The sequence below is a fragment of the Anaerostipes butyraticus genome, assembly GCF_016586355.1.
Classification (GTDB): domain Bacteria; phylum Bacillota; class Clostridia; order Lachnospirales; family Lachnospiraceae; genus Anaerostipes; species Anaerostipes butyraticus.
The window spans coordinates 1-25,209 of sequence record NZ_BLYI01000006.1 but is presented as its reverse complement, the minus strand read 5'-3'; the positions used below and the strand labels follow the sequence as shown (position 1 = coordinate 25,209).

The window sequence follows — 25,209 nt, the reverse complement described above, 5'->3', positions numbered from 1 at the left end:
GAAAATATTATACCTTGATTAAATCACGATTTCAACTCATAATAGTTCTTTTCCAAAAGTTGCGTCATCAGTCGAAAAATGAATGGAAAACTTTGTCCGCAATCGGAGCTGCCGTACTTCCTCCGGAACCTCCGTCTTCCACCAGAACACTGACAACGATTTTCTTTCCATCTTTTTCCGCGCATCCGATAAACCATGCATGGGAATCTTTGTTGTCATTATATTCCGCTGATCCGGTTTTTCCATAAACAGTATACTCTGAAGAATATGCCTTGGTTCCGGTTCCGCTGGCAACAACTTTTTTGAGCATCGTCTTTAATGTCTCACATTCACCTTTCTGAAGCGGCTGCGCCAGTTCTTCTGTTTCCGTTTCTTTGATTACACCGCCGTCTACATTTCTCACCTGATCCACCAGATACGGCTGCATCATCACTCCGTCATTGGCAATGGCACACATGACCATGGCATTCTGAAGCGGAGTCACCAGTGTTTTGCCCTGTCCAATGGCTGTCTGCGCCAGCTCATTGATTCCGGAATCTCCGTTGAATGTAAAACGGCTTGAAGTTGCCTGCAGATTGATCGGTATCTTGGAATTAAACATCAGGTCACCAGCAAGAGATGCCAGTTTATCCTTATCCAGCTTTTCCGCAATATGGACAAATGCCGTGTTGCAGGAATGTTCGATCGCTCCTGCCAGGTCGACAGTTCCGTGGACTGCGCCGCCATAACACTGGATATCCAGCGTTCCGATCGTCGTATGCCCTGTACAGTTATATGTGAAATCCTGATAGTCATCCGGATGCTCCCGCATATATTCCAGCGCTGTCACAACCTTAAAGGTGGAACCCGGCGGATACAGTCCCTGTGTGGCACGGTTTAACAGGAGGGAATCTTCGTCCGTATTTAACTCCTCCCAGTTCTCCGCTACCAGTCCCGGACGAAAATCCGGTTTTGAAACCATGGCATAGACTGCCCCGGTTTCCGGATCCATGGCAACAACCGCTCCTTTTTCTCCCTGAAGAGCATTATATGCCGCTGTCTGAACTTTTGTACTCAGCGTGGTATAGACATTGTCACCCTGGCTTTTTTCTCCTTTCAGACTGCTCGTAATCTGAGAAAGAAGATTCGCGTTGGATGTCAGCAGATCAAAATTGCATTTTGATTCCAGTCCGGCTTTTCCTTTATCATTATAACCTACCACATGGGCAAACATCCTGCCGTACGGGTAATCTCTTTCTTCTTCGCCATTTTCCGTGATCGTCTGCGCAAGGACATTGCCGTCACTGCTGATGATCTTTCCTCTGACTACATTTTTGGCCATCTCCTGGACTCTTCTGTTATGAGGATCTGTAATCACATCTTTGCTGTCCACAGCCACAAAATAAATGATATAACCGATCAGCACCAGAAACATTCCCACAAAGATATACGTAATCTGAAGAATCTGCCGATTGGCCTTTCTCTTTTTTTTCGGTCCTTCTTTAATGGAATCCTGAATTCTTTGAAGAATAGTCTTTTTCTCTGTATTTTCGTTTTTCTGCTTCTTCTTCCGCCTTAATACGCTCATGTTCCTCTTCCTCACTATCTGCTAACATATACAATCCCTGAATGATATTGATGATAATCAGCGTACTGACAACCGATGTGCCTCCATAACTCACCAGAGGAATCGTAACTCCTGTGGAAGGAATGAATTTCGTTACTCCTCCGATACTTAAAAACACCTGGAATAAAAAACATACGCCAAATCCCAGACACAGCAGCTTATTAAAAAGCTTCCTGCTCCTGGTTGAAATATCCATAAACAAAATGAAACAGCTGATCAGTACAAAAATCAGACAGATTCCGAAAATAACGCCAAATTCCTCACTGATCACAGAAAAAATAAAGTCAGATTCCCGAACCGGGATATCATTAGGACGTCCGTTTCCAAGTCCCATGCCAAACCAGCCTCCGGTTCCAATGGCAAAAAGAGACTGACATACCTGAAGTCCTCTGCCTTCAATCATGGAAAACGGATCTCTCCATACCGCCACCCTGACCTGCACATGGGAAAACAGATGGTACGCAATGACCGCCGCCAGAGATCCTGCTCCCAGGCCGCCAAACAAATAAATCGCTTTTGCCGTTGCCACATACAGCATCATCAGATATATCATAAAGTAAAGCAGAGCTCCTCCCAGATCTCGTTCCACTACCAGAACCATAACATACAAAGCTGCTACAATCGTTATCTTTACCAGATCCTTAAACTCTTTTGCTTTGCACAGCAGCGCAGCAGTAAAAAATACAAAAATAATCTTTACAAACTCCGACGGCTGAAATGCGAATCCGCCAATGCTGACCCAGTTATACGATCCATTCTTCTGTACTCCAATTACAAATACAGAGGAAAGAAGAACAAAACCGGCCGCCGCATACAGCCATCCCAGTTTATTCCAGATTGTGATCTTATGCATCATAAGCGGAATTACACTGGTCACCAGAACACTGACCGCCGCGATCGCGAACTGACGGATTGCCAGATCAAATGACAGCCTGGTCAGGATAACAAATCCCACACCCAGAAGAAAACATGTGTTATTGATCAGAAGCCGCGAACACTTCTTATAAATCCTTGGAAACAGGATCATCAGTATCTCGAAAAATACAATCTGTGCCGCAAAAAAAATCAATATTTTCAAATCAAATGTCTTTAAAAATAAAACCGCATTGCACAAAAAAAGGAAAATGAACATGTAGATTACCTGATTATCCAGCAAATCTCCCTGTCGTTCCTTATTCTTTGGACGAAACATCGTATAACAGGAAAAAGTGTAAATCAGACACATGATCAAAATCAGATATTTTGCAATGACTGTAATAATCTGTATCATACCACTACCTATAAGGCTCCCCGCCTAAAATGTCCTTTCGTATAATCTTTGACCGGAGCGTGGTCTTTGCCGTCCCACACTTCCTCTGCCGCCTTTAAAACCAACTCCGCCTCTTTCGGCGTTTCTTTTGTTAAATGGACCCTGTATGCTTTTGGACGCAGACGCCGGCAGACTGCCTCAATCTCTCCTCCAAGCCACAAAGGCTGCCCATTATAAATTTCATTGACACAGTCGCTGCAGCAGCTGTGCACAAAAAACTTCTTTCGATACCGGTCCTGGATCGTCATCCACTGCTCTCTGCCATCACACCGATGCAGATTCTCCTTTACACACTGAGCAGATACCATCAGCGGAAGATAGCCGTAGATCAGAAGGTCCGCGCTTTCAAGATTCAGTTCTTCCATCTCCTCAAGACTGCATTCTTCCGGATACGTCATACGGACATCCCCTCTGGCGTACTCCTTATATTCCATAACAGCCTTCCGATTATAGGCATACATCATATAATCCAGGATCATTTCCCCGCCGTATCCTGCTTCCAGGGCCCATCCATATTCTTCCAGATTCCGGATGATCAGACCGTCTATCTTTTCTGACAGAATCCAGCTTTTTGCCTGATCCAGCTCCTTGATCTGCTGTCTTCTTGCAATCTGAGGCAGCATAAGATAACATTTCCGCCCTGTCTCTCTGACCCTTCTCACAATGTGTTCCGGATCCGCTTCCTGTTTTAACTGCCGCCATGGCAGATAGATATCCTCAACTTTCGGATGGTTTAAAACCGTATCAAGAAGTTCCAGACTCTCCAGGGAAACACTAAACCGGGCTTCCCGATCCTTCGATGGTTTATCTTCCTGTACAGTATCCGGCTCCATCCGCCGGTATTGTCTCCGGTATCTTCCGGTCTTTTCTTCATCCATCCGTGAAAACGCTTCCCTGCGCAGCTTTTTCAGGACGGAACCCGGAACAAACGCCTGACCGCTTAATTCCACTTCCAGCTCCTGAAATTCGTAATGAGTCTCTCCCGTCTTTTCCAGCTGCCGCCGCACCTCATCTGCCCGGGCTCCGTGTTTTTTCGCTTCTTCGATCACCGGCCCTTCTGCACTGACAGAAATTTCACCATCCTCTATCCAGAGTTTAGCACATCTGCCGGGACAAAGTGTAACTTTTCCCTTAAGTTTTTCTTTCTTTTTCTGCTGAAGCATTCCATCAATCCTTGTGACCAGCTCCATGTTTCTGGTCCTCATGATTTTCATTCCCACAGAAAGCTTCTTCATCTTCTGTCCATTCAGTGTTACAAAATCACCCTTTTCCCAGTCAGACGGACTGGTCAGTTCGATATTTTCTTCATCTCGAGTCCGGATCTGCAGAACATCTCCTTTATGGATTTTTTCCATGGATGTAAATGATAATGTTCCCTTTTTTATGGACTGAATCTTCCCGATCAAAATTCCCTGATGATCCGGACGTTCCATGCTCATCATATCCCGTCCGTGATATCTGTTATAATAACCATCTGTAAAACCGCCGCGATTAAACAACTCCATCAGGATTTTTTTATCTTGCGGATCTACCTTATATTCTTTTCCGGACAAATACAGATCTACATATTTCCGGTAAATCCTCGTCACTTCTCCTACATACCTGGCGCCTTTCATCCTTCCTTCTATTTTAAGAGAATCCACTCCGTGATCCAGAATTTCCGGAAGCTGTTCGATCGTACACAGATCTTTCAGACTCAGAAGATATTTATTCTTCCCAGAATCTTTTCCATAAAAAGGAAGCCTGCAGGTTCCCGCACATCTTCCACGGTTTCCGCTTCTTCCGCCCAGCATGCTGCTCATAAAACATTGTCCGGAATAGCAGTAACAAAGAGCTCCATGCACAAAGCACTCAATGTCCATCTTTGCTGCCTCTTTGATCTCTCTGATCTCTTCCAGGGAAAGTTCTCTCGCCGGAACGACCCTTTTCGCTCCCATTCGTTTGACCAGTCTGGCACTGTTCACTCCTGTGACCGTCATCTGTGTACTGGCATGAATCTCCAGATCCGGAAAATGTTCTCTGACCATCCGAATGACTCCAGGATCCTGAATGATTACTGCGTCAAGCCCCTGCTCATAATAGGGAATCAGAAACTCAATAAGCTGTCTGCTCTCTGTTTCTTTCACCAGCGTGTTGATCGTAAGAAAAATCTTCTTTCCAAAAATATGAGCATAGTCAATCGCTTCACAAAGTTCTTCTTTTTTAAAATTTCCCGCATAGGCTCTGGCGCCAAACATCTCCCCGCCCAGATAAACTGCGTCAGCGCCATTTAAAACCGCTGCCCGCAGGCACTCCATGGATCCTGCCGGAGCCAGAACCTCAATCTCTCTTTTTTTCATCTTTCCTTTCCTTCCGGAGCCGGCACTCCGAAATGTTCATAGGCAGCCTTTGTCAGCATCCTTCCTCTCGGAGTTCTCTGAATCAGCCCATTTTGAATCAGATACGGCTCATATACATCTTCAATCGTTCCTGAATCCTCGCCTACTGCTGCCGCCAGAGTATCCAGACCTACAGGTTTTCCTTCGAATGTCTCCATCATGATCTTTAAAATCGACCGGTCTGTCTGATCCAGCCCCATCGTATCAACTTCCAGATGATTCAGGGCATCTACGGCTACTTCCTCTGTAATTTTCCCTTCATATTTCACCTGGGCAAAATCCCTTACTCTCTTTAACAGACGATTTGCAAGCCTTGGCGTTCCTCTGGACCGCCTGGCAATCTCCAGCGCTCCCTGGTCATCAATCTCAATTTCCAGCATTTTGGCTGAATTTTTGACAATCGTACTTAATTCTTCTTTTGTATAAAAATCAAGACGGTTTACCACCCCGAAACGATCCCTCAGCGGAGCCGTCAGCATCCCGGCCCTTGTAGTCGCTCCAACCAGAGTAAATCTCGGCAGTTCCAGCCGGATGGATCTTGCTGCCTGTCCTTTCCCGATCAGAATATCAATAGCATAATCCTCCATTGCAGGATAAAGAACCTCTTCTACCTGACGGTTCAGGCGGTGGATCTCATCAATAAACAAGACATCTCCTTCCTGAAGATTATTTAACAGCGCCGCGATCTCTCCCGGTTTTTCAATCGCAGGACCGCTGGTTACTTTTAGATGAACTCCCATCTCATTGGCAACGATTCCGGCCAGTGTCGTTTTCCCCAGCCCCGGAGGGCCATAAAACAATACATGATCCAATGATTCTCCTCTGTTCTTTGCCGCCTCGATAAAAATCTTCAAATTCTGTTTTACTTTCTCCTGTCCGATATAATCTGCAAGCCTCTGCGGCCGCAGATGATTCTCTATTGTTATCTCTTCTTCCAGTTCTGTAGAAATCACACGATCTATCATCTTTTTCCCCTATATCATAATGTTTTTTAATGCCTTCTTTAATAGCTCTTCCGGTTCATAAGACTGGGCATTTTCTACTTTCTTCACAGCAACAGCAGCCTCTGTCCTCGAATATCCCAGGCTTACCAGGCCTTCTATGGTCATAAGAACCGCGTCATTTTCTCCTTCTGAAAGACCTGCTGTCTGCGGTTTTGATCCATTGTCCTCAAATTCATCCAGCACAAGCTTATCTTTCAATTCCAGGATCAGCTTCCTTGCTCCTTTCGGTCCGAGTCCCGGAGCTGAGGAAATGGTCTTTACATCTTCACTCATCAGCGCAATCTTTAATTCATAAACAGTCAGAGTGGACAAAATAGAAAGACCGACTTTCGGCCCGATCCCGCTGACACTGATCAGCAGTTCAAACGCTTCCAGTTCTTCCTGTGTTCTGAAGCCAAAAAGACTGACGTCATCTTCTCTGACATGCATGTGGGTAAACACTTTCATCTCCTGGCCGATCTTTGGAAAACTTTCCATCCTCATTGGCATCATCATTCGGTATCCGATTCCCTGATTTTCCAAAACAATCCCTTTGGGATCTACACTGGCCAAAATTCCTTTTATATATGCAATCACTGTCTATCCTCCTTGATACGCCATTTGTCTGGTATTATAACACATATGTTCCTCTGATTCCTAGGGATTGCAAAAAAAATATGGAAAAGCTATAATAAAAACACATGTTCTGGAGGATATTTTATGAAAATGAGAATGGATGACTGTTTATTTTTTGATATTGAGACAACCGGACTCAGTGCAGATCTTTCTGCCATTACCATCATAGGCTGCTGTCCGTCTGACGGCGCCTGTGTCCAGTGGTTTAACGAAGATGGTTTTTCCCAGAAACAAATCCTTGCTGATTTTCTTTCCTTCTGCAAAGATTATAAAACCATCATAAGTTTCAACGGTGCGGCCTTTGATCTCCCGTTTCTGACTGCCAAAATCCGGGAATACGGATTTTCAGATTCTCTAAGTTCCAAAGAACATCTGGATCTGTACCAAAAGCTGCGCCGATACCGCCACCTTTTCCCGTTCCGCAGCTTCCGGCAGAAAAATTTTGAAGATTATCTTGGCATTAAGCGCAAAGACTCACTTTCCGGAAAAAAGGTCATTAAGGCTTACCAGTCCTGGCTGAAAACCGGTGACACTGCTTTAAAAGACCAGATTCTTCTTCATAACAAGGAAGACCTGACAGGACTCAGGGCTGTATTTCAGCTTCTCTGTTATCCTTCTCTGGAATCCGGCTCTTTCACAGTACAAAATGCAGAATTTGTTTCCTCCGGATTTACCGCCGGGCTTTCTCTGAGACATCCTTTTCCCGCAGCCGCTCATTTTGAAAAAGACGGCATGTCACTTCAGACTGAAAAGGACTCTGCCCGTTTTTCTGCCAAATTCGGAGAAGACATGACGCTTCGGCACTATTATCCAAATCCGAAAGATTATTACTATCTGCCAGAAGAAGATATCATTATCCCTAAATCCATGGGATCTTTTGTCGACCGAAAGGCCAGGATCCCCGCTTCTCCTTCCAGATGCTATTCAAAATTTAAACCGTCTCAGGATTTCCTTTATGATACACAGGCGCTGCAGTCTTTTCTGCACCACAGTATCATCTACCTTATGAATCCGGCCGATTAAATAGTTCTTTTACATACAGATACCGGCAGAAATCTCCTGCCGGTATTTTTTAACTGCTGCATCTTTGCTTCCCGATCTTTCGGATTGTCCGGTGTTTCTGTATCTGCTCTTTCAGCAAATCAACAGAACGATTCACCACCAGTTCCTCCGGAAAATTCATTTCTTCCAATAATACACTGACATGGTCAAAAACTCCCACTGCATCTGCAAAATGAGAATCTGTATTGGCAATCACCGGTACTTTCTTATCCTCACAGAACCTTAGCATTACCTGGAGATTATCCCAGGCTCCGACTCTGGAAGACAGGCAATCCAGCGAACTATTATTGATTTCCAGAAGTGTATGATTTTCTTTTGCTGCATCCACTATGGTTTCATAATCCACCGGGATCCTGGAATCATCCGGGTGGCTGATAATGTCAACCTGAGGATTTTCAATGGCTTTTACCAAAGCTTGTGTGTTCTGGGCAATGGTTCCAACTGTATAACACGGATCATGGATTCCTGCAATTCTGATATCCAGCGTCTTATCAATTATTTTTTCATCCAGGCTCAAAGTCCCGTCATAATCCAGTATGTTGATTTCCGCTCCCATCATGACTTCTACGCCGTACATTTTTCTTGGAATGATCTTCATATTATGAAAATACATGCTGTCGCATGTTCCCGGAATTCCCTTGGCATGCTCAGTAATTCCAATCAGTTCCAGCCCTCTCTCGGATGCCGCCTTTACCATTTCCGTAACTGTTGCGTAAGCATGTCCGCTGGCAATCGTATGGGTATGTACATCTAATTTAAATTCCATAGGTTTGCTTTCCTTTCTAAATCAAATTCTCTGTCTTCTTTTCTGTCCATCCATATTATACAGGTTTGAAAATAATTTCGAAAGTAAAATATTTCATAAGCCATGTGAAATATTTTATGGCTTTGCTCAGGATCCCGGGCAAATATGCCCAGTAACGTGGGGATGGAAGTCAGACAAGATCATGAAAACGTTTATCAGCAGACTTTTTCAGATGAAAAGGAACGAGTGGATGATGCTATAGAGATAAATGCAGCACAAATGCAAAACAGAAAAGAAAAAACCCACGTAAATACGCAGGTTTTCGGATGACTCCAACGGGAATCGAACCCGTGATTCGACCTTGAGAGGGTCGCGTCTTAACCGCTTGACCATGGAGCCTTTTTATTTGATAGAGGCGGCTGTTCCAGCCACCTCTATCTATTATCCTTATTTTTCGAAAAAAGTCAAGCTTTTTTTTGCATTTTATTTATTTTTTTATATATTCTCCAAAGCCTGCTTCAAATCATCAATAATATCTTCTGCATTTTCAATTCCGACACTGAAACGAATCAGATCAGGCTGAACGCCTGCTTCCATCAATTCCTGATCGTTCATCTGACGATGTGTATGACTTGCCGGATGAAGCACGCAGCTTCTTGCATCAGCTACATGTGTTACGATTGCGATCAGCTTCAGGCTGTCCATCATCTTGATGGATGCGTCTCTTCCGCCTTTCAATCCAAATGTGATAACTCCACAGGTACCGTTCGGAAGATATTTCTGCGCCAGTTCATAGTTTTTATCTCCCTCTAAAGCCGGGGAATGCACCCATGCAACTTTTTCGTGACCCTGAAGGAATTTTGCCACTTTCAGCGCATTCTCACAGTGCCGTGCCATACGGAGATGAAGAGTCTCAAGTCCGATATTCAGAAGGAAGGCATTTTCCGGAGACTGGATAGATCCCAGATCACGCATCAGCTGCGCAGTTGCTTTTGTAATATACGCTGCTTTTCCGAACTTCTGTGTATAAATAATTCCATGATATGTCTCATCCGGCTGTGTCAGGCAGGCGAACTTATCTCCCTGTGCTTCCCAGTCGAAATTTCCACTGTCTACAATTGCTCCTCCAACACAGGTAGCATGACCATCCATGTACTTTGTTGTAGAATGTGTCACGATATCAACACCCCACTCAAATGGACGGCAGTTAATCGGAGTCGCGAATGTATTGTCAACGATCATTGGTACTCCATGATCATGCGCAGCCTTTACAAATTTATCAAAATCCAGTACATCCAGAGACGGGTTTGAAATTGTCTCTCCAAATACCGCTTTTGTATTTTCCTGAAAAGCTTTATTTAATTCTTCTTCGCTTACATCCGGCTCTACAAAAGTTGCGTCAACTCCCATTTTACGGATTGTATGAGCAAATAAGTTGTAAGTTCCTCCATAAAGAGCAGAAGAACATACAATATGATCACCAGCTTCACAAATGTTCATGATCGCATAAAAATTCGCTGCCTGTCCGGAAGATGTAAGCATCGCTGCCACACCGCCTTCCATATCGCAAATTTTTGCAGCAACCGCGTCATTGGTCGGATTCTGGAGTCTCGTATAAAAATATCCGCTGTCTTCCAGATCAAACAGTCTTCCCATCTGATCGCTGGTATCATACTTGAAAGTAGTACTCTGATAAATCGGCAGAACTCTTGGTTCCCCTTTCTTTGGCGTCCATCCTGACTGGACACATTTTGTTTCCATTCTAAAGTCGCTCATTGTCTACCTCTTTTCTTTTATTATGATAATAACATCCTGTCATTTGCAAAATCTTCACCGCTGACTTCTTCGAATTTCTTCAGGAGATCCGGAACCTTCAGATTCTTCTTCTCCTGTCCGGAAACATCATAGATGACCCGGCCTTCATTCATCATAATCAGACGATTTCCGATATTAATTGCATCTTTCATATTATGTGTTACCATCAATGTTGTCAAGTTGTCTTTGGCAACAATCTTCTCTGTAAGATCCAAAACTTTCTTTGCTGTTTTAGGGTCCAGCGCTGCTGTATGCTCATCCAGAAGGAGCAGGCTCGGCTTTTTCAACGTTGCCATCAGCAGCGTCAGCGCCTGTCTCTGCCCTCCGGAAAGCAGACCTACTTTTGAGGTCATGCGCTCTTCCAGTCCCAGATCCAGCGTTGCCAGTTTCTCCTTGAACATCTTCTTCTCTTTCTTTGTAATGCCCCAGCTTAAGCCTCTTCTTTTCCCTCTTCGATATGCCATTGCCATATTTTCCTGAATTTCCATACCTGCTGCAGTTCCCATCATCGGATCCTGAAATACACGTCCCAGCATATACGCTCTTTTATATTCCGGCAGATCTGAAATATCTTTTCCATCCAGCAGGATCGTTCCCTGATCGATCGGATACACTCCGGCAATCATATTAAGCATCGTGGATTTTCCCGCACCGTTTCCGCCGATTACCGTAACAAAATCGCCCGGCTGCAGCTTCAAGTCTACTCCATTTAATGCTTTTTTCTCATTAATGGTTCCTTTATTGAATGTTTTATGAACATTTTTAATCTCTAACATTTCCTGATTCCCCTTTCTACGCCGGTGTCCTTCTCTGGGAATACTTTGCTTTCAGCGCCGGAATTCCCAGTGCGATTGCCACGATGATTGCTGTGAACAGTTTCATATCGTCTGTGCTTAATCCGAAATGGAGCACTAAAGATATGATCATGCGGTATACAATAGAACCACCGATCAAAGATGCAAGGATATATGCGAAATTAAACCGCTTTCCGAAAATCACTTCACCTATAACAATGGAAGCCAGACCGATTACAATTGATCCTGTTCCCATTTTAATATCTCCATATCCCTGATTCTGCGCAACCAAAGCTCCGGAAAGTGAGATCAGTCCATTTGAAATGACCAGTCCCAGCACTTTGGCAGTGTCTGTATTTCCTCCCAGGGCTCTTACCATAAACTCATTATTTCCGGTAGCGCGGACAGCACTTCCGATTTCTGTTCCAAAAAACCAGTACAAAGCTGCAATCACGATGATTCCAATCACCAGACCAACCACTAAAGTTGCCAGCGTCTGATCCAGCCCAAGAGAATAAATCATCTTGGTAAATACCGTATCTTCTCCCAGAAGAGAAATGTTTGGCCCTCCCATGATCCTGATGTTCACAGACCATAATGCGATCATTGTCAGGATACCTGCCAGAATCGCCGGAATCATAAGCCTCGTATGCAGAATTCCTGTCACGGCTCCGGCAATCATACCTGCTGCCAGCGCCATTAAAAGTGTCAGAAACGGATCGACTCCTCTTGTAATAAATACTGCGCTGATACATCCTCCCAAAGCGAATGTTCCATCGCAGGAAAGATCCGCGATATCCAGAATCCTAAATGTAATATATACGCCCAGTGCCATAATTCCCCACAGTGTTCCCTGGGCAAGCGCACTGTAAAGATTTGTTATTAAAGTCATATTTCCACCTCATTTTTAACGAACATAAAAGTGTCTTCTTAATAAATAAGAAGACACTTTCTTCATCATTCATTTATATTCTTACTGCTTATTCTGCTGTCTTCTGGGTCGTTACCATCTTGGCTTCTTTTTTAAGATTGTCCGGAATTGTGATTCCCAGTTCTTTTGCCGTATCTTCGTTGATGATAAGATCCGCATTTTCCTGATATTCGATCGGCATATCTTTCGGTTCTGCCTCCCCTTTCAGAATCTTCACCGCCTGTGCTGCCGTCTGTTTTCCTAATTTATAATAGTTGATTCCGTATGTAGCAAGTCCGCCGCCCTGGCACATACCTTCTTCTCCAACGATCAATGGAAGCTTTGCCTCATTGGCTACCATGGACACCGTATTGATTCCTGCCGCGATCATGTTGTCTGTCGGTGAATAGATCGCATCTACTTTTCCTTTCAGGGATTCTACAACCTGGCGGATCTCACTTGACTCAGAGACAGTTGCATCAACTGTATCCAGACCGAGTTTCTTCGCTGCTTTTTTCGCCAGATCTACCTGGAATTTTGAGTTAGCCTCTGCAGAACAATAAAGCATCGCAACCTTCTTGGCATCCGGAACCAGTTCTTTTAATAGATTCATCTGCTTCGCTACCGGAGTCAGATCAGAAGTTCCTGATACATTGGTCCCCGGCTTCTCGTTGGATTTTACCAGCTTTGCATCTGCCGGATCCGTTACCGCAGTCACAAGAATCGGAATATCCTTTGACTCATTGGCCATCGCCTGCGCTGCCGGCGTTGCAATCGCAAGAACCAGATCGCATTTATCTGTCACAAACTGCTGAGCAATCGTCTGACAGTTTGACTGCTCATTCTGAGCGTTTTTATATTCAATTTCGATATTATCCCCATCTTTATATCCTGCTTCTTCCAGTCCGTCTTTGAATCCTTTATATGCAGAATCCAGCGCGTCATGTTCAACAAGCTGAACAACTCCTATCTTCTTTTTCCCATCTGCGCTGTCATCTCCCCCGGAACACCCTGTCAGTGTGGATGCAGCCATTATCGCAGCCAGTCCGATCGCTGCCAACTTCTTCAATCTCATAACTTTTCCTCCTCTTACACGTTAATGCTTCAACGCTTTTATGTGCTAAATTATAACACCCTGCTATACAGAGTGTCAAGGCATCTTCACAGAAAATACTGGTTTAAAATATCCTGTATTTTTCATAAAAAACAGTTGACATACAGAGCTTCTCATGGTAAAGTAAATAACGGTCTTGCTGCTGTGGCACAGGAGGTAGCGCACCTCATTGGTAGTGAGGAGGTCACGGGTTCAACTCCCGTCAGCAGCTTTTTTAAAAACGCTTGAAAATGACGTATTTAAGCCATTTTCCGAGATACCAGATGCAATTTAAGATGATTACTTGTGATTACCTTTTTATAATATTGAGGTATTCCACAGGTAATTATTTTTTATTTTTGTCAGACAAAAACCGAGCGATTCTCGTATGGAAATCACTCGGTTTTATCTTTTTCTCTGAAAACTCTCAGATTTTTACATAAAATTCTTTAAAATCGTTTAATCGCAGGCAGCCCAGATTCTTTCCATAAGCCGCTCCACAGTCAATTCCGATTCTGTGGTTCCAGAAAGCCATCTGAAATCTGCTGCATCTTTCCCTCTGATCCGCCGGAAGAGTATCCGCATACCGAAGCATTGCCCCGGTCGGAGTATGACCAAAAATAATATAATACGGCGGAACCACCGGAGAATTAAAAAATTCCGCCCGGATCCATAATGCTTCTTCTTCATCAATATCACGGCAGTTTTCTTCCATGGTTCCTTCTTTTACAGAAAGGCCTGCATGAATCAGAAGATAGTCTATACCCCCTACAGAAACTACGCGGTACAAAGGCAGATTTCGAACGTAATCCAGACACGCAAGGCGGTCTTCTCTGGACAAACTTCGGAGGCTGTTAAGAGTCGTTCCGCCTCCATTAAACATCCATGTGCCGATCCACATCTCTTCCGCTGGGTATCTGGTTGATTTCAGCATCATATCCTCATGATTTCCCATGATCATTTTCATATTGGGCTGCCTGCGGATATATTCAAGCAGGGAAATTCCATCCGGACCGCGGTCGATCACATCCCCTAAAATGTACATGATATCCGCCTCCGAAAACTTTATTTTTTTCAGCATCCGGAAAAAAGCTTTCCCCTGACCATGCAGATCAGATATAACATAAATATTTTCCATACGATCCCGCCTTTCTTTCTTCAGGAATCCTGACTTAATTTTCTGCGGATTCTCTGAATTGCATTATCGATCGACTTATTTGTCTTTCCCAGTTTCCCCGCAATCTCTGTATAGTCCTCTCCTTTCAGATATTGTTCCATCACCTGTTTTTCAAATCTGCTCAGCTTCTGATCCATTTCTCTGTAGTAATCCTGGATTGCTTCTTTCTGGAGCATCAGCTCCTCCGGATTTTCAACCGGATCTCCAAGAGCGCTGTTTAAATTCTCTGTTTCTCTGTCTCCCGTTTCACCAAAAATCGAAATATAATGATTCAAAGGACTGTGTTTTTTTCGATTGGAGGCAGTTACCGTTGTATAAATCTGACGCCGGACACACAATACCGCAAAAGTTGAAAAAGCAGTGTCTTCTTCTTCCCGATAACTTTGTATTGCCTTAAAAAGACCGATCATTCCTTCCTGAATCAAATCTTCTTCATCACCTCCGGCCAGAAAAAATTTTCTGGCTTCTGTGCGAACCAGTCCCCGGTACTTTTCCAGAAGTTTCTCCATGGCATCATCGTCTCCCTGGCGGATCCGCCGAAGGAGACAACGATCGGAGCATTCTTTTTTTCTGCTCATATGTTCTATTTTTTCATCCGCTGTCTTACAATCTCAAACGCAAGCACTCCTGCCGCAACTGAGGCATTCAGCGAATCGATATCCCCTTTCATAGGAATTGACGCAGTAAAATCGCAATGTTCTTTTACCAGACGGCTTACGCCCGTTCCTTCGTTTCCTATCACCAGACCAATGGATCCTGTAAGATTCTGATCGTACATCACTTCTCCATCCATATCCGCACAGACAAACCACATGCCTTTTTCCTTCAGTTCTTCCATGGTTCTGGCAAGATTCGTTACTTTTGCCACCGGTGTATAATGAATGGCTCCGGCAGACGTCTTCGCCACCGTAGGAGTCAGTCCTGCCGCACGGTTTTTCGGAATGATAACTCCATGAGCGCCTGCAAGATTCGCTGTCCGGATAATTGCTCCCAGATTGTGAGGATCTTCAATTCCATCCAGCAGAATGAAAAATGGAGCTTCTCCCTTTTCTTCTGCCTTATCAAACATATCCTGAATCTCTGCGTATTCATATGCCGCTGCCATGGCAACAACTCCCTGATGCTGCTCACTGGTCAGATGATTTAAGCGTTCTTTATCAACAAATTTCAGGATCGCATCCGTCTTTTTTGCTTCTCTTATGATCGTGCGGATCGGACCGTCTTTGCATCCATCCAAAATAAAAATCTTATCGATTGGTTTTTTCGCCCGGAGCGCTTCTATTACCGCATTCCGGCCTGCTATTAAATCTTCCCTATGTTTCATTGTCTTCTCCTGCTCCAAGACCCGTTCCGATCAGACGGACGGCTCTCTCCATTTCTCCATTTAAATATAAATAACCGATCAGGGCTTCTACTCCTGTCGCCTTTCGATAATCGATAACCGTAGCGTGTTTTGCAACCGTTGCAGATTTGGCGTTCCTTCCCCTTTTATAGACAGCCATTTCTGTCTCCGTCAAAAGAGGCTCTATCTTTTCAAAAACTTCCGCCTGCGCAGCGGCTTTTACCATACTGCTTGATTTTTTATGATATTTGTTTACACTCATATTTCCTTCTGACAATACGATCGTGCGGACTACCATTTCATACACCGCGTCTCCAATATAAGCAAGCCCCAGCGGTGAATATGATTTCGGATCCAATCCAGGCAGATTAAGTTCCTTTTTTATATATTGTACTACGCTCTGCTCCATTTTACACCTTCTCTGGTATCTTTTAATATGATTCCCTGCTCCAGCAGCTGATCACGGATCTCGTCTGCACGGGCATAGTTTTTCTCTTTTCTGGCCTGATTTCTTTCTTCGATCAGCGCTTCAATTTCCTTATCCAGGATCTCTTCCCTGCGTTTTGTCTCAATTCCAAGAACCCCGCATAATGTCTCAAATACTTTTAATACCTCTCCGGCATATGCTGCTCCGGCATCCTTAACTGTAGAATTGGATACGCGGACGATTTCAAAAATAGCAGAAACCGCATCTGCTGTATTAAAATCATCTTCCATGGCATCTTCAAATTTTTTCACCAGCCGGTTCACTTCTTCCAGATGTCCCTTTTCTTCTTCAGAAATTTCTCTGCCCATGTCTTTTTGTGACATTTCACGGCACAGATCCACTGCTGTCAGTATTCTCTCAAGACCTGTTTTTGCACTTTCCACCAGAGTATCACTGAAATTAAGAGGTGTACGGTAGTGAGCGCTCAGCATGAAGAATCGAATCACCTGCAGAGGATATTTTTCACTGATTTCCCGGACTGTAAAGAAGTTTCCCGCGGATTTGGACATTTTTTTATTATCAATATTCAAAAATCCATTATGCATCCAGTAATTTGCAAACGGTTCATCGTTGCATGCCTCACTCTGGGCAATCTCATTTTCGTGATGCGGAAAGATCAGGTCTTCTCCCCCTGCATGGATATCAATAGTATCTCCAATGTACTTCTTGGACATTTCAGAGCATTCAATATGCCATCCAGGACGTCCTTCTCCCCATGGAGAATCCCAGGCGATCTCTCCTTCTTTCTTCGGCTTCCATAAAACGAAATCCAGAGGATCTTTCTTTCCTTCTTCTCCTGTCACTTTGATTTCCCGATGTCCGGCTTCCAGATCATCAATATTTTTCTTAGATAATTTCCCATAATCTTTAAAAGAACGGGTCTTAAAATAAACGGTTCCGTCTACTTCATACGCATGTCCTTTTTCAATCAGAGTCTGAATCATACGAATCATTCCGTCAATTTCTTCCGTTGCTCTTGGCTGATGAGTGGCTGGTTTAATGTTCAGCCCTTCCATATCTTTTTTGCATTCTTTGATATAACGCTCTGCAATTTCCATAGCAGATACGCCTTCCTCATTGGCCTTTTTGATAATCTTGTCATCTACATCGGTAAAATTAGAAACATAGTTTACATCATATCCTTTGTATTCAAAATATCTGCGGACTGTATCAAAAATAATCATTGGTCTCGCATTTCCAATATGGATATAATTGTATACAGTCGGCCCGCACACGTACATTCCCACTTTCCCGGGATGAACCGGCACAAATTCTTCTTTCTTTCTTGTCAGAGTATTATAAATTTTCATTGTCTTCTTTTTCCTTTCTCTGTTTTTCATTTTTCAGGCAGTGATCGATAAATGTCTGCAGTGCCTGACGAAGTTCTGCATTTTCCTTCGCGAGTTTTTCAATATCCATTTCCACCGGATCCGGAAGATCGATCTGATTCAGATCAAAACTCTGAATCTGGTGAACTCTCTCACCATCTCTCTTGATCACTTTTCCCGGTACTCCGACCACCGTAGAATTTGGCGGAACGTCTTTTACCACAACGCTCCCTGCTCCAATCTTGGAATTTTCTCCTATGGTAATGGAACCCAGTACTTTTGCGCCGGAACTTACCATAACATTATCCTCAATGGTTGGATGACGTTTTCCGGTTTCATGACCGGTTCCTCCAAGAGTGACTCCCTGATACAGCGTTACATTGTTTCCGATGATCGTCGTCTCTCCGATTACAACACCATGTCCATGGTCAATAAAAAATCCCTCACCAATCTGCGCTCCAGGATGTATCTCAATCCCTGTTTTCCGCGCCATCCACTGGGATATTTTTCTCGCTATGTAAAAATGTCCTTTTTTATATAATTTATGTGCAATACGATACCAGTAAAGCGCTTTTACATACGGATATAAAAATACTTCCCGTTCTTCTTTTAACGCCGGGTCGCGCATTTTAATCGTATCATATTGACTCTTCGCAAATTTTCGAAAACCCATCGTCTTACCTCTCAGTCTGCCATATAATAAGGAAGCGGACAATTCCGCTTCTTTGCCTCCGCCACAGTGCGGTTCCTCGCGGATCATTTTTATTCTATAGGAAACTGCTCTCCTGTGAAATAAAAAAACTCCGTCTCAAAAAAAGAGACGAAGTATTCCGCGGTTCCACTCTTCTTAGAAGCCTTTTTAAGACTTCCGCTCATTCTCCGTTAACGCCGGCTACGTACAGGACTACTGTTCCTTCGTCCTGTCTGCTCCCAGATGCATTCCCATCTTCTTTCCTAAAGACTGCTTTCAGCCGGTGACAGTCTCTCTCTGATAGTTCCAAATATGGTACTCCTTCTGTTCCCTGCATTTATCTATGTTTAGTTTATGCTTTTTCTCAAAAAATGTCAACAGATTTTTTCAGGGCGGATCTTGCTCTTGCTCCTGCGATCACCGCAATCACAATCTTTACCGCATCTCCCGGAAGATATGGGATCACTCCGATCCACAGCCCCTGGACAAACTTCAGATTCATCTGAACACACAGCCAGGCGGTGCCAAATCCGTAAGTCACTATAGTTCCTAACACCATTCCAAAGGCGCTGATCCAAAGGTTTCCATCAGACCGCTCTACAAACCACCCGCTGATTAAAGCCAGAAAGAGAAAGCCTATCAGATAGCCGCCTGTCGGTCCTGCCAGCTTTGCCGCTCCTCCTGTAAACGCAGAAAACACAGGCAGCCCTGCTGCTCCCAGAAGCATATAGATCAGATAGCTGACTGCCGCCTTTCTCTTTCCCGCTGTCATAACAATAAAATAAAGAGCCAGGTTTGTAAAAGAAATCGGTACTGGCGTTCCCGGTATTGTAATGGACAATGGCCCCAGGACGCAGATCACCGCCGCCATCAGCCCGATGATTGTAATATCTTTTGTTTTCATCATTTCCTCCTGTTGTTTGTTTTTTTACACTATACCCGTTTTGCTCCCTATTGTCAACAACAACATTTTATAAGTTGACAATTTATTAAAAAAAGAATCCTGCGGCTGCAGGATTCACAGCTGCTCTTATGCCAGAACCTGTTTTTTATTCTTCGTTTTCTTCCTCTTCTTCATCCAGGATGCCTAGCTCTCTGATACGTTCCTCAATTTTTTTCAAGGATTCCTCATAAGAACCTTTTGACTCTTTTTCTGTTTCTTTTTCTTCATCCATACGATCCAGCAGTTCATCAATATCCCTGCTGTATGGATTGGTGTCTGTCTTTTTAGTTAATAATCCCATTGATATCTCCTTCTTTCACTTCTCGAATCACTCTGCATGGATTACCTGCCGCAATGACATTATCCGGTATATCTTTTGTAACAACACTTCCTGCGCCAATCGTCACATTACTGCCTACGGTCACGCCAGGCATGATCGTTGCATTCCCTCCGATCCAGACATTATCTCCGATCACGACCGGCAAAGCCCATTCATATCCCAGATTTCTCCTTCTTACATCTGTCGGATGCTGCGCCGTATAAATTCCTACATTCGGCGCAATATACACATTATCACCGATGGTGACCTGCCCTCCATCCAGAATCGTAACATTAAAATTAGAGAAAAAATTCTTCCCAATCGAAATTCGGTAGCCATAATTGCAGTAAAACGGCGTTTCAATATGAGCTTTCTCTCCGACTTTTCCAAGCAGCCTGCCCATCAGATTCTTTCTGTCTTCCTCCCGGTCAGGATGTGTCTGATTGTATTCTCTGGTAATCCCCTTTGCATAATTGCGCTCTGCTATTAAATGTTCATCGTCTGCCCGGTATAAGATCCCCATATACATCTTTTGTTTTTCTGTCATTCCTCTGCCTCCATCATAGACCTTTTACGATATACATCCATATTTTGAGTTTATTATATCATAAAATCTTCTCTCACAAGAAAGAAGTTTGACTTTCTCATCAAAAGAATGTAGGATGAAAGTAACATTCAGATTATAAGGAGGTAAGAAGTGTGAACAAAACTTATACAATTCTGTTAAATTCTATTAATAAGGTAAAAGATTTCGCCAATATGATCAATCGGTTTGAATGTGACGCCGATCTGGCTTCCGGCAGATATATCATCGACGCCAAATCTATCATGGGAATCTTCAGCCTGGATCTGCAGAATCCATTAACCCTTACCGTCTACGAAAACAATGATATTGAACAGCTTGAAACATCTTTACAGCCTTTTCTTTACAAAGAATCTTAATCAAACGGCTCCGGCAGATAATATACCGGAGCCGTTTTTACTGCTGTCAGTTCTTTCTGGAGCAGTACTTTTCTTTTCTATTTCAGCCATTTTCTTGTAACCGCTTTTAACAGCTGGATCACCGGCAGATTCAACAGTGCCAGTCCATAAACCATCATCAGCTGGCTGAACTGCAGTGTCTGTACCTTAAATATATCGTGCAGTCCAGGTATCATAACAACCGCAGTGATCAAAACCAGGCCGATCAGGAAAGCTCCAGCCAGATAAACATTATTGAAAAATCGGTTTGTAAAAATAACCGGTGAATTTGATTTGCTGTTGTAGCCATGTACCAGCCGTGAAGTACAAAGGGTAGCAAATGCCATTGTCTGAGCCAGCAGCGTATTATGACTGCTTCCATATCCGAGCATATATGCCGTCATCGTCATAAATGCGATTACCAGGCCTTCCGTTCCGATTCTGATCAGAAAATCTTTTGTGAGGATAGACTCATTCATCGGACGCGGCTTACGTTCCATTACCTTCTTTGTATGAGGTTCCAGACCAAGTGCGATCGCAGGAAGACTGTCTGTCAAAAGATTGATAAACAGCAGATGCACCGGCGCAAACGGCACCGGAAGCGCCCGGACAGACGCATACAGAACTGCCAGAATTCCGCCAAAGTTTCCAGACAGCAAAAACTGAATGGAATGTTTGATATTTTCATAAACATTTCGTCCATTTTCCACCGCTTTGATGATCGTTGCAAAGTTATCATCGGTCAGCACCATAGAGGATGCATCCTTGGATACTTCTGTCCCCGTGATTCCCATGGCAACACCAATGTCCGCCTGTTTTAAGGCAGGAGCGTCATTGACTCCATCTCCGGTCATGGCAACGATATTTCCTTTTTCCTGCCATGCCTTCACGATCCGGATCTTATGTTCCGGTGATACTCTGGCGTAAACGGAAATGTTCTCCACAAAATCCTGAAGTTCTTCATCTGACAAAGCATCAATCTCCATTCCCTCGCATGCTTCTTTTTCGTCTTTCAGGATTCCGATTCTCTTCGCGATTGCAGCCGCCGTGACTTTGTGATCTCCCGTGATCATCACAGGCTTCATGCCTGCTTTTATACATTCCTCAACCGCCATGCGGGATTCTTCTCTCGGAGGATCCATCATGGAAATTAATCCAAGGAAAATATAATCCTTCTCGTCTTCCGGAGAAATTTCCTCGACTCCATCCATCTTCTTATAAGCAAATGCCAGAACACGCAGTCCATTTTCTGAAAAGAACTGGTTCTGTTTTTCAATTTCTTCTCTGTCTTCTTCTGTAAACGGACAGACTTTTCCGTCTTTCTGAATTCCCGTCACACGATCCAGAAGAACATCGATTGCTCCTTTTGTAATCATCGTCCTTCCAGAATCAAGATCATGAAGCGTTGACATCAGTTTACGATCACTGTCAAACGGAACCTCTGAGATTCTCGGATATTTTTCTCTGATCTCATCTGCTGAAACCTGCATCTTATTTCCCATATGAATCAGAGCAGTCTCTGTCGGATCTCCAAAATCTTTTCCGTCCAAGACTTTTGCGTCAGAACACAATATACTTGCTGTTAAAAGCTGATTCTGCGCAGAATTTTCTTTCTTTAAAACATCTGCGGAATAACATTTATTTTCTACATAATAATGCTCAACTGTCATTTTGTTCTGTGTCAGAGTTCCCGTCTTGTCAGAACAAATGACTGATACACTTCCAAGCCCCTCTACCGCCTGAAGTTTACGAATGATTGCCCCTTCTTTTGCCATCTTTCTCGTTCCAAAGGAAAGAACAATGGTTACAATGGAGCTTAAAGCTTCAGGAATCGCGGCTACTGCCAGCGCAACCGCAAACATAAAAGCATCTCCGATCGGTTTCTCCTGCCATACATTGATTCCGAATAAAACAGCACAGAACACAATGATAATAATAGATAATTTCTGTCCAAACTGATCCAGGTTGACCTGAAGCGGTGTCTTCTTTTCAGATGTATTTTTAAGCAGAGACGCAATTTTTCCAACCTCTGTTTTCATTCCAACAGCCGTTACCAGGAAAGATCCTCTTCCGTAAGTTACAAAACTTCCGGAAAACACCATATTCTTCTGGTCTCCCAGCGGCACCTTGTCCTCCAGGATCGTCTCCTCTTTTTCCACTGCCAGACTTTCTCCTGTCAGCGCGCTTTCATCTACTTTCATGCTGGCGCTCTCAAGGATACGTCCATCCGCCGGAATCTGATCTCCGGCTTCCAGGATGACTTCATCACCTACTGTTACCTCTCTGGATGGAATTTTTGCAATCTGCCCATTTCTTAAAACCTTTGCCATCGGGGAAGACAGCTGTTTTAAGCTGGCCAGAGACTGCTCTGCCTTCACAGTCTGCACTGTTCCCAGAATAGCGTTAATCGTAATTACGATCAAAATAACGGCAGCACTCTCCACATCTCCTAAAAATCCCGAAATGATGGCTGCGCAGATCAAAATAATAACCAGGAAATCCTTGTACTGCTCCAGAAATATCTGCAGAGTACTCTTTTTCTTTCCTTCTGTCAGCTCATTCATTCCATATTCTTTCTGATGTTCTGCCACCTGCTGATCTGTCAGCGGTTTCATCGAACCATTGACCTGTTTCCGAACTTCCGTTACGGACTGATGGTAAAATTCTTTCATAATCATTCTCCCTTTCTGAATCTGGAATTAAGTCTCTCCAATTGTCCATAGTTATAAGATAGACAAAAAAAGAGACTTTTATTGCATACAAATCAGCTGCTGCAATAAAAGTCTCGCTGTTTCATTACGATACGGGCAGTCTCCTGCCGAGATTGACGACATCGCAAACGCTTCGCGCCAGCTACTCCCTTTTATTTATTACATAATATCCAATGAGCTCTCATTTGTCAATTCTTTTTTTCCTTATATACGCAAATACTGTCTTTTTCTCCTTTTGCCTGATACAGCGCAGCATCCGCATACTCAAGGATTTTTTTCGGCTTCACCCCTTCCTGAGCCGCTGCGATTCCAATACTGACAGAAACCTGAAGCTTTCCGCCTCCGATTCCTTTTATTTCTCTTTTCAGTTCACTGCATATCTTTTTGATCTGTTTCAGGTCTGTTTCTTTAAAATACAGACAGAACTCATCTCCGCCAAACCGAAACCCCGTGAAAATATCTTCATGGCTGCGCAGGATATCCCCTGTTTTCTCCAGGAACAAATCTCCGGACAAATGTCCGTACCGATCATTGATGCCTTTAAAATCATCGATGTCCATAATCGCCAAAACATACGAACGGAATTCTTCCTGATCTACAATCTTGTCAAACAGCAGCTGCAGCGCCAGACGGTTTCTGATCCTCGTCAGGCTGTCTTCCATCAATTCCTGTTTTAAAAGGATCCGTTCCTGCTCTTTTCTGATCCGGATTTCCCTTTTCTTCTTTTCAAACCAGATAATAATCAGGCTGATCAGATAAGCCGATCCTGCCAGGAGCATTCCGACAATAAAATCTGCTCTGGATTCCGGCTGCTGTTTTACTTCTACCGCATATCCGTTCCAGTGTCCATACAGAAAAATAATAAACTCCAGGATTCCGGAAACAGCAGCTGTACATGTTACCAGCGCATATTCTCCATAAATCGTTGTGGTCAGGATTGGAATGATTGGCAGAACATATAAGGAAATGAAATTCCCATGTACAAACATCAGAACCGCGCATACCAGCGACAGAAAAATCGATATAATATATTTCTTTGCCGCTTCAGAGCAGCGTGCCAGCATCATCATGGAAATGATAAAAATCCCGAAATTGATTCCGCTTGGAAAAAATACATACTTTTTAAAATACCGTTCCGTCGTACAGTTTACCAGACGATAATGATCCATGATAAAAAACATTCCTATTTCAATCATGGCAGCACATAAAATCAGCAGAATGCCGATTCCCAGATGAAGCTGTTTCCACTTCATTTCCAGTTCTTCATATTCCATTTCGTGTGTCTTCTTTTTCTTAAACATTTCTTAATTTTTCCTGTAAAAATAAAAACAACCCGGCATCATGTGATCCAGGTTGATAGTATCTATTTAATTATTTATAATGAGCGTGCGGGGATTCGAACCCCGGACAACTTGATTAAAAGTCAAGTGCTCTACCACCTGAGCTACACACCCTGATAAAATTAAACTGGGCTAGCTGGATTCGAACCAGCGAATGCAGCAGTCAAAGTGCTGTGCCTTACCCCTTGGCGATAGCCCAATGCATAGAAAAATCTATATAACAAAAAGGTGGGTAATGGGATTCGAACCCACGGCCTCCAGAGCCACAATCTGGCGCGCTAACCAGCTGCGCTATACCCACCATAACCACAGACTGACAGACTTCCTGTCATATATCGTTCTTACAGAACAAAACGAGCCTGAAGGGATTCGAACCCCCGACCCACGGCTTAGAAGGCCGTTGCTCTATCCAGCTGAGCTACAGACTCAAAAAGCGGGTGATGGGAATCGAACCCACGTGATCAGCTTGGAAGGCTGGAGTTCTACCATTGAACTACACCCGCTTAAATCGGGGTGACAGGATTCGAACCTGCGACCTCTTGATCCCAAATCAAGCGCTCTAGCCAAGCTGAGCCACACC

General features: G+C 43.7%; 23 protein-coding genes, 7 tRNA genes and 1 other annotated feature. Of the genes, 3 read left to right on the top strand and 27 right to left on the bottom strand.

From position 1 onward, the window contains the following. Window positions 1-67: 67 nt before the first annotated feature. The 5 genes from JMF81_RS01005 to ruvA are packed head-to-tail and all read right to left on the bottom strand — an operon-like array spanning window position 68 to window position 6,873. Window positions 68-1,567: a peptidoglycan D,D-transpeptidase FtsI family protein gene (locus JMF81_RS01005; protein ID WP_201309616.1), complete on the bottom strand. Its 1,500-nt coding sequence runs from the start codon at window positions 1,565-1,567 to the stop codon at window positions 68-70. After that, complete coding sequence (locus tag JMF81_RS01000) at window positions 1,482-2,876, bottom strand: FtsW/RodA/SpoVE family cell cycle protein (protein WP_201309615.1); 1,395 nt, start codon at window positions 2,874-2,876, stop codon at window positions 1,482-1,484. The genes JMF81_RS01005 and JMF81_RS01000 overlap by 86 nt, the downstream gene beginning before the upstream one ends. An 8-nt stretch (window positions 2,877-2,884) precedes the next feature. After that, window positions 2,885-5,254, bottom strand: coding sequence for a peptidase U32 family protein (locus JMF81_RS00995; protein WP_201309614.1), 2,370 nt, complete (start codon window positions 5,252-5,254; stop codon window positions 2,885-2,887). Next, entirely contained in the window at window positions 5,251-6,258 is a 1,008-nt protein-coding gene (gene ruvB / locus JMF81_RS00990) for a Holliday junction branch migration DNA helicase RuvB (RefSeq protein ID WP_201309613.1), read from the bottom strand. The genes JMF81_RS00995 and ruvB overlap by 4 nt, the downstream gene beginning before the upstream one ends. A gap of 9 nt (window positions 6,259-6,267) precedes the next feature. After that, window positions 6,268-6,873 carry a Holliday junction branch migration protein RuvA gene (gene ruvA / locus JMF81_RS00985; RefSeq protein WP_201309612.1) on the bottom strand — a complete coding sequence of 202 codons (606 nt, stop codon included), beginning with the start codon at window positions 6,871-6,873 and terminating at the stop codon, window positions 6,268-6,270. Between the two features lie 123 nt (window positions 6,874-6,996). Here ruvA and JMF81_RS00980 point away from each other — a divergent pair, with 123 nt between their 5' ends. After that, entirely contained in the window at window positions 6,997-7,935 is a 939-nt protein-coding gene (locus JMF81_RS00980) for a ribonuclease H-like domain-containing protein (RefSeq protein ID WP_201309611.1), read from the top strand. 49 nt (window positions 7,936-7,984) lie between these two features. Here JMF81_RS00980 and JMF81_RS00975 read toward each other — a convergent pair whose 3' ends face one another. The 6 genes from JMF81_RS00975 to JMF81_RS00950 all read right to left on the bottom strand — a co-directional run bounded on the left by JMF81_RS00975 (window position 7,985) and on the right by JMF81_RS00950 (window position 13,313). Beyond that, window positions 7,985-8,740, bottom strand: coding sequence for a phosphatase (locus JMF81_RS00975; RefSeq protein ID WP_201309610.1), 756 nt, complete (start codon window positions 8,738-8,740; stop codon window positions 7,985-7,987). A gap of 306 nt (window positions 8,741-9,046) precedes the next feature. Next, a tRNA-Glu gene (locus JMF81_RS00970) sits at window positions 9,047-9,118 on the bottom strand. Window positions 9,119-9,214: 96 nt separating this feature from the next. After that, window positions 9,215-10,495: an O-acetylhomoserine aminocarboxypropyltransferase/cysteine synthase family protein gene (locus JMF81_RS00965; protein WP_201309609.1), complete on the bottom strand. Its 1,281-nt coding sequence runs from the start codon at window positions 10,493-10,495 to the stop codon at window positions 9,215-9,217. A gap of 20 nt (window positions 10,496-10,515) precedes the next feature. Then, window positions 10,516-11,310: an ABC transporter ATP-binding protein gene (locus tag JMF81_RS00960; RefSeq protein ID WP_201309608.1), complete on the bottom strand. Its 795-nt coding sequence runs from the start codon at window positions 11,308-11,310 to the stop codon at window positions 10,516-10,518. 16 nt (window positions 11,311-11,326) lie between these two features. Then, the gene (locus tag JMF81_RS00955) at window positions 11,327-12,220 is read right to left on the bottom strand and encodes an ABC transporter permease (RefSeq protein WP_201309607.1); all 894 of its coding nucleotides are present in this window, start codon (window positions 12,218-12,220) and stop codon (window positions 11,327-11,329) included. An 88-nt stretch (window positions 12,221-12,308) separates the two neighbouring features. Further along, on the bottom strand, window positions 12,309-13,313 hold the full coding sequence (locus JMF81_RS00950; RefSeq protein ID WP_201309606.1) for an ABC transporter substrate-binding protein: 1,005 nt from the start codon (window positions 13,311-13,313) through the stop codon (window positions 12,309-12,311). Window positions 13,314-13,490: 177 nt separating this feature from the next. Between JMF81_RS00950 and JMF81_RS00945 the strand changes: the two genes are divergently transcribed. Continuing rightward, a tRNA-Thr gene (locus JMF81_RS00945) sits at window positions 13,491-13,563 on the top strand. Between the two features lie 195 nt (window positions 13,564-13,758). Here the strand turns inward: JMF81_RS00945 and JMF81_RS00940 are convergent. From JMF81_RS00940 to JMF81_RS00900, 9 genes are all read right to left on the bottom strand, one after another. Beyond that, entirely contained in the window at window positions 13,759-14,469 is a 711-nt protein-coding gene (locus JMF81_RS00940; protein ID WP_201309605.1) for a metallophosphoesterase, read from the bottom strand. Between the two features lie 20 nt (window positions 14,470-14,489). Further along, window positions 14,490-15,086 (bottom strand): sigma-70 family RNA polymerase sigma factor, encoded by a 597-nt coding sequence (locus tag JMF81_RS00935; RefSeq protein WP_201309604.1) that lies wholly within the window; start codon window positions 15,084-15,086, stop codon window positions 14,490-14,492. 5 nt (window positions 15,087-15,091) lie between these two features. Further along, the gene (gene rlmB / locus JMF81_RS00930) at window positions 15,092-15,832 is read right to left on the bottom strand and encodes a 23S rRNA (guanosine(2251)-2'-O)-methyltransferase RlmB (protein WP_201309603.1); all 741 of its coding nucleotides are present in this window, start codon (window positions 15,830-15,832) and stop codon (window positions 15,092-15,094) included. Then, entirely contained in the window at window positions 15,822-16,259 is a 438-nt protein-coding gene (locus JMF81_RS00925) for a Mini-ribonuclease 3 (protein ID WP_201309602.1), read from the bottom strand. Before JMF81_RS00925 ends, rlmB begins: the two co-directional genes overlap by 11 nt. After that, window positions 16,244-17,647, bottom strand: coding sequence for a cysteine--tRNA ligase (gene cysS, locus JMF81_RS00920; protein WP_201309601.1), 1,404 nt, complete (start codon window positions 17,645-17,647; stop codon window positions 16,244-16,246). The genes JMF81_RS00925 and cysS overlap by 16 nt, the downstream gene beginning before the upstream one ends. After that, complete coding sequence (epsC, locus tag JMF81_RS00915) at window positions 17,634-18,338, bottom strand: serine O-acetyltransferase EpsC (protein WP_201309600.1); 705 nt, start codon at window positions 18,336-18,338, stop codon at window positions 17,634-17,636. Before epsC ends, cysS begins: the two co-directional genes overlap by 14 nt. Window positions 18,339-18,478: 140 nt before the next feature. Then, window positions 18,479-18,697, bottom strand: a binding site (T-box leader). A gap of 23 nt (window positions 18,698-18,720) precedes the next feature. Further along, a complete protein-coding gene (locus JMF81_RS00910; RefSeq protein ID WP_201309599.1) occupies window positions 18,721-19,263 on the bottom strand; it encodes a biotin transporter BioY in 543 nt (180 codons plus the stop codon). Between the two features lie 142 nt (window positions 19,264-19,405). Further along, window positions 19,406-19,600, bottom strand: a complete 195-nt coding sequence (locus JMF81_RS00905) for a GTPase-activating protein (protein WP_201309598.1) — start codon at window positions 19,598-19,600, stop codon at window positions 19,406-19,408. After that, a complete protein-coding gene (locus tag JMF81_RS00900; protein ID WP_201309597.1) occupies window positions 19,584-20,165 on the bottom strand; it encodes a sugar O-acetyltransferase in 582 nt (193 codons plus the stop codon). Before JMF81_RS00900 ends, JMF81_RS00905 begins: the two co-directional genes overlap by 17 nt. A gap of 212 nt (window positions 20,166-20,377) precedes the next feature. Between JMF81_RS00900 and JMF81_RS00895 the strand changes: the two genes are divergently transcribed. Beyond that, window positions 20,378-20,560: an HPr family phosphocarrier protein gene (locus JMF81_RS00895; RefSeq protein ID WP_201309841.1), complete on the top strand. Its 183-nt coding sequence runs from the start codon at window positions 20,378-20,380 to the stop codon at window positions 20,558-20,560. A 77-nt stretch (window positions 20,561-20,637) separates the two neighbouring features. Here the strand turns inward: JMF81_RS00895 and JMF81_RS00890 are convergent, their stop codons facing one another. From JMF81_RS00890 to JMF81_RS00860, 7 genes are all read right to left on the bottom strand, one after another. Next, window positions 20,638-23,250, bottom strand: a complete 2,613-nt coding sequence (locus JMF81_RS00890) for a cation-translocating P-type ATPase (protein ID WP_201309596.1) — start codon at window positions 23,248-23,250, stop codon at window positions 20,638-20,640. Window positions 23,251-23,477: 227 nt separating this feature from the next. Continuing rightward, window positions 23,478-24,590, bottom strand: a complete 1,113-nt coding sequence (locus tag JMF81_RS00885) for a GGDEF domain-containing protein (RefSeq protein WP_201309595.1) — start codon at window positions 24,588-24,590, stop codon at window positions 23,478-23,480. Between the two features lie 80 nt (window positions 24,591-24,670). Beyond that, a tRNA-Lys gene (locus JMF81_RS00880) sits at window positions 24,671-24,743 on the bottom strand. Window positions 24,744-24,756: 13 nt separating this feature from the next. Beyond that, window positions 24,757-24,828 (bottom strand) — tRNA-Gln (locus JMF81_RS00875). 28 nt (window positions 24,829-24,856) lie between these two features. Further along, window positions 24,857-24,930: transfer RNA gene (locus JMF81_RS00870), tRNA-His, on the bottom strand. A 53-nt stretch (window positions 24,931-24,983) separates the two neighbouring features. Beyond that, window positions 24,984-25,057, bottom strand: a tRNA-Arg gene (locus tag JMF81_RS00865). 4 nt (window positions 25,058-25,061) lie between these two features. Beyond that, window positions 25,062-25,132 (bottom strand) — tRNA-Gly (locus JMF81_RS00860). Between the last annotated feature and the right edge of the window lie 77 nt (window positions 25,133-25,209).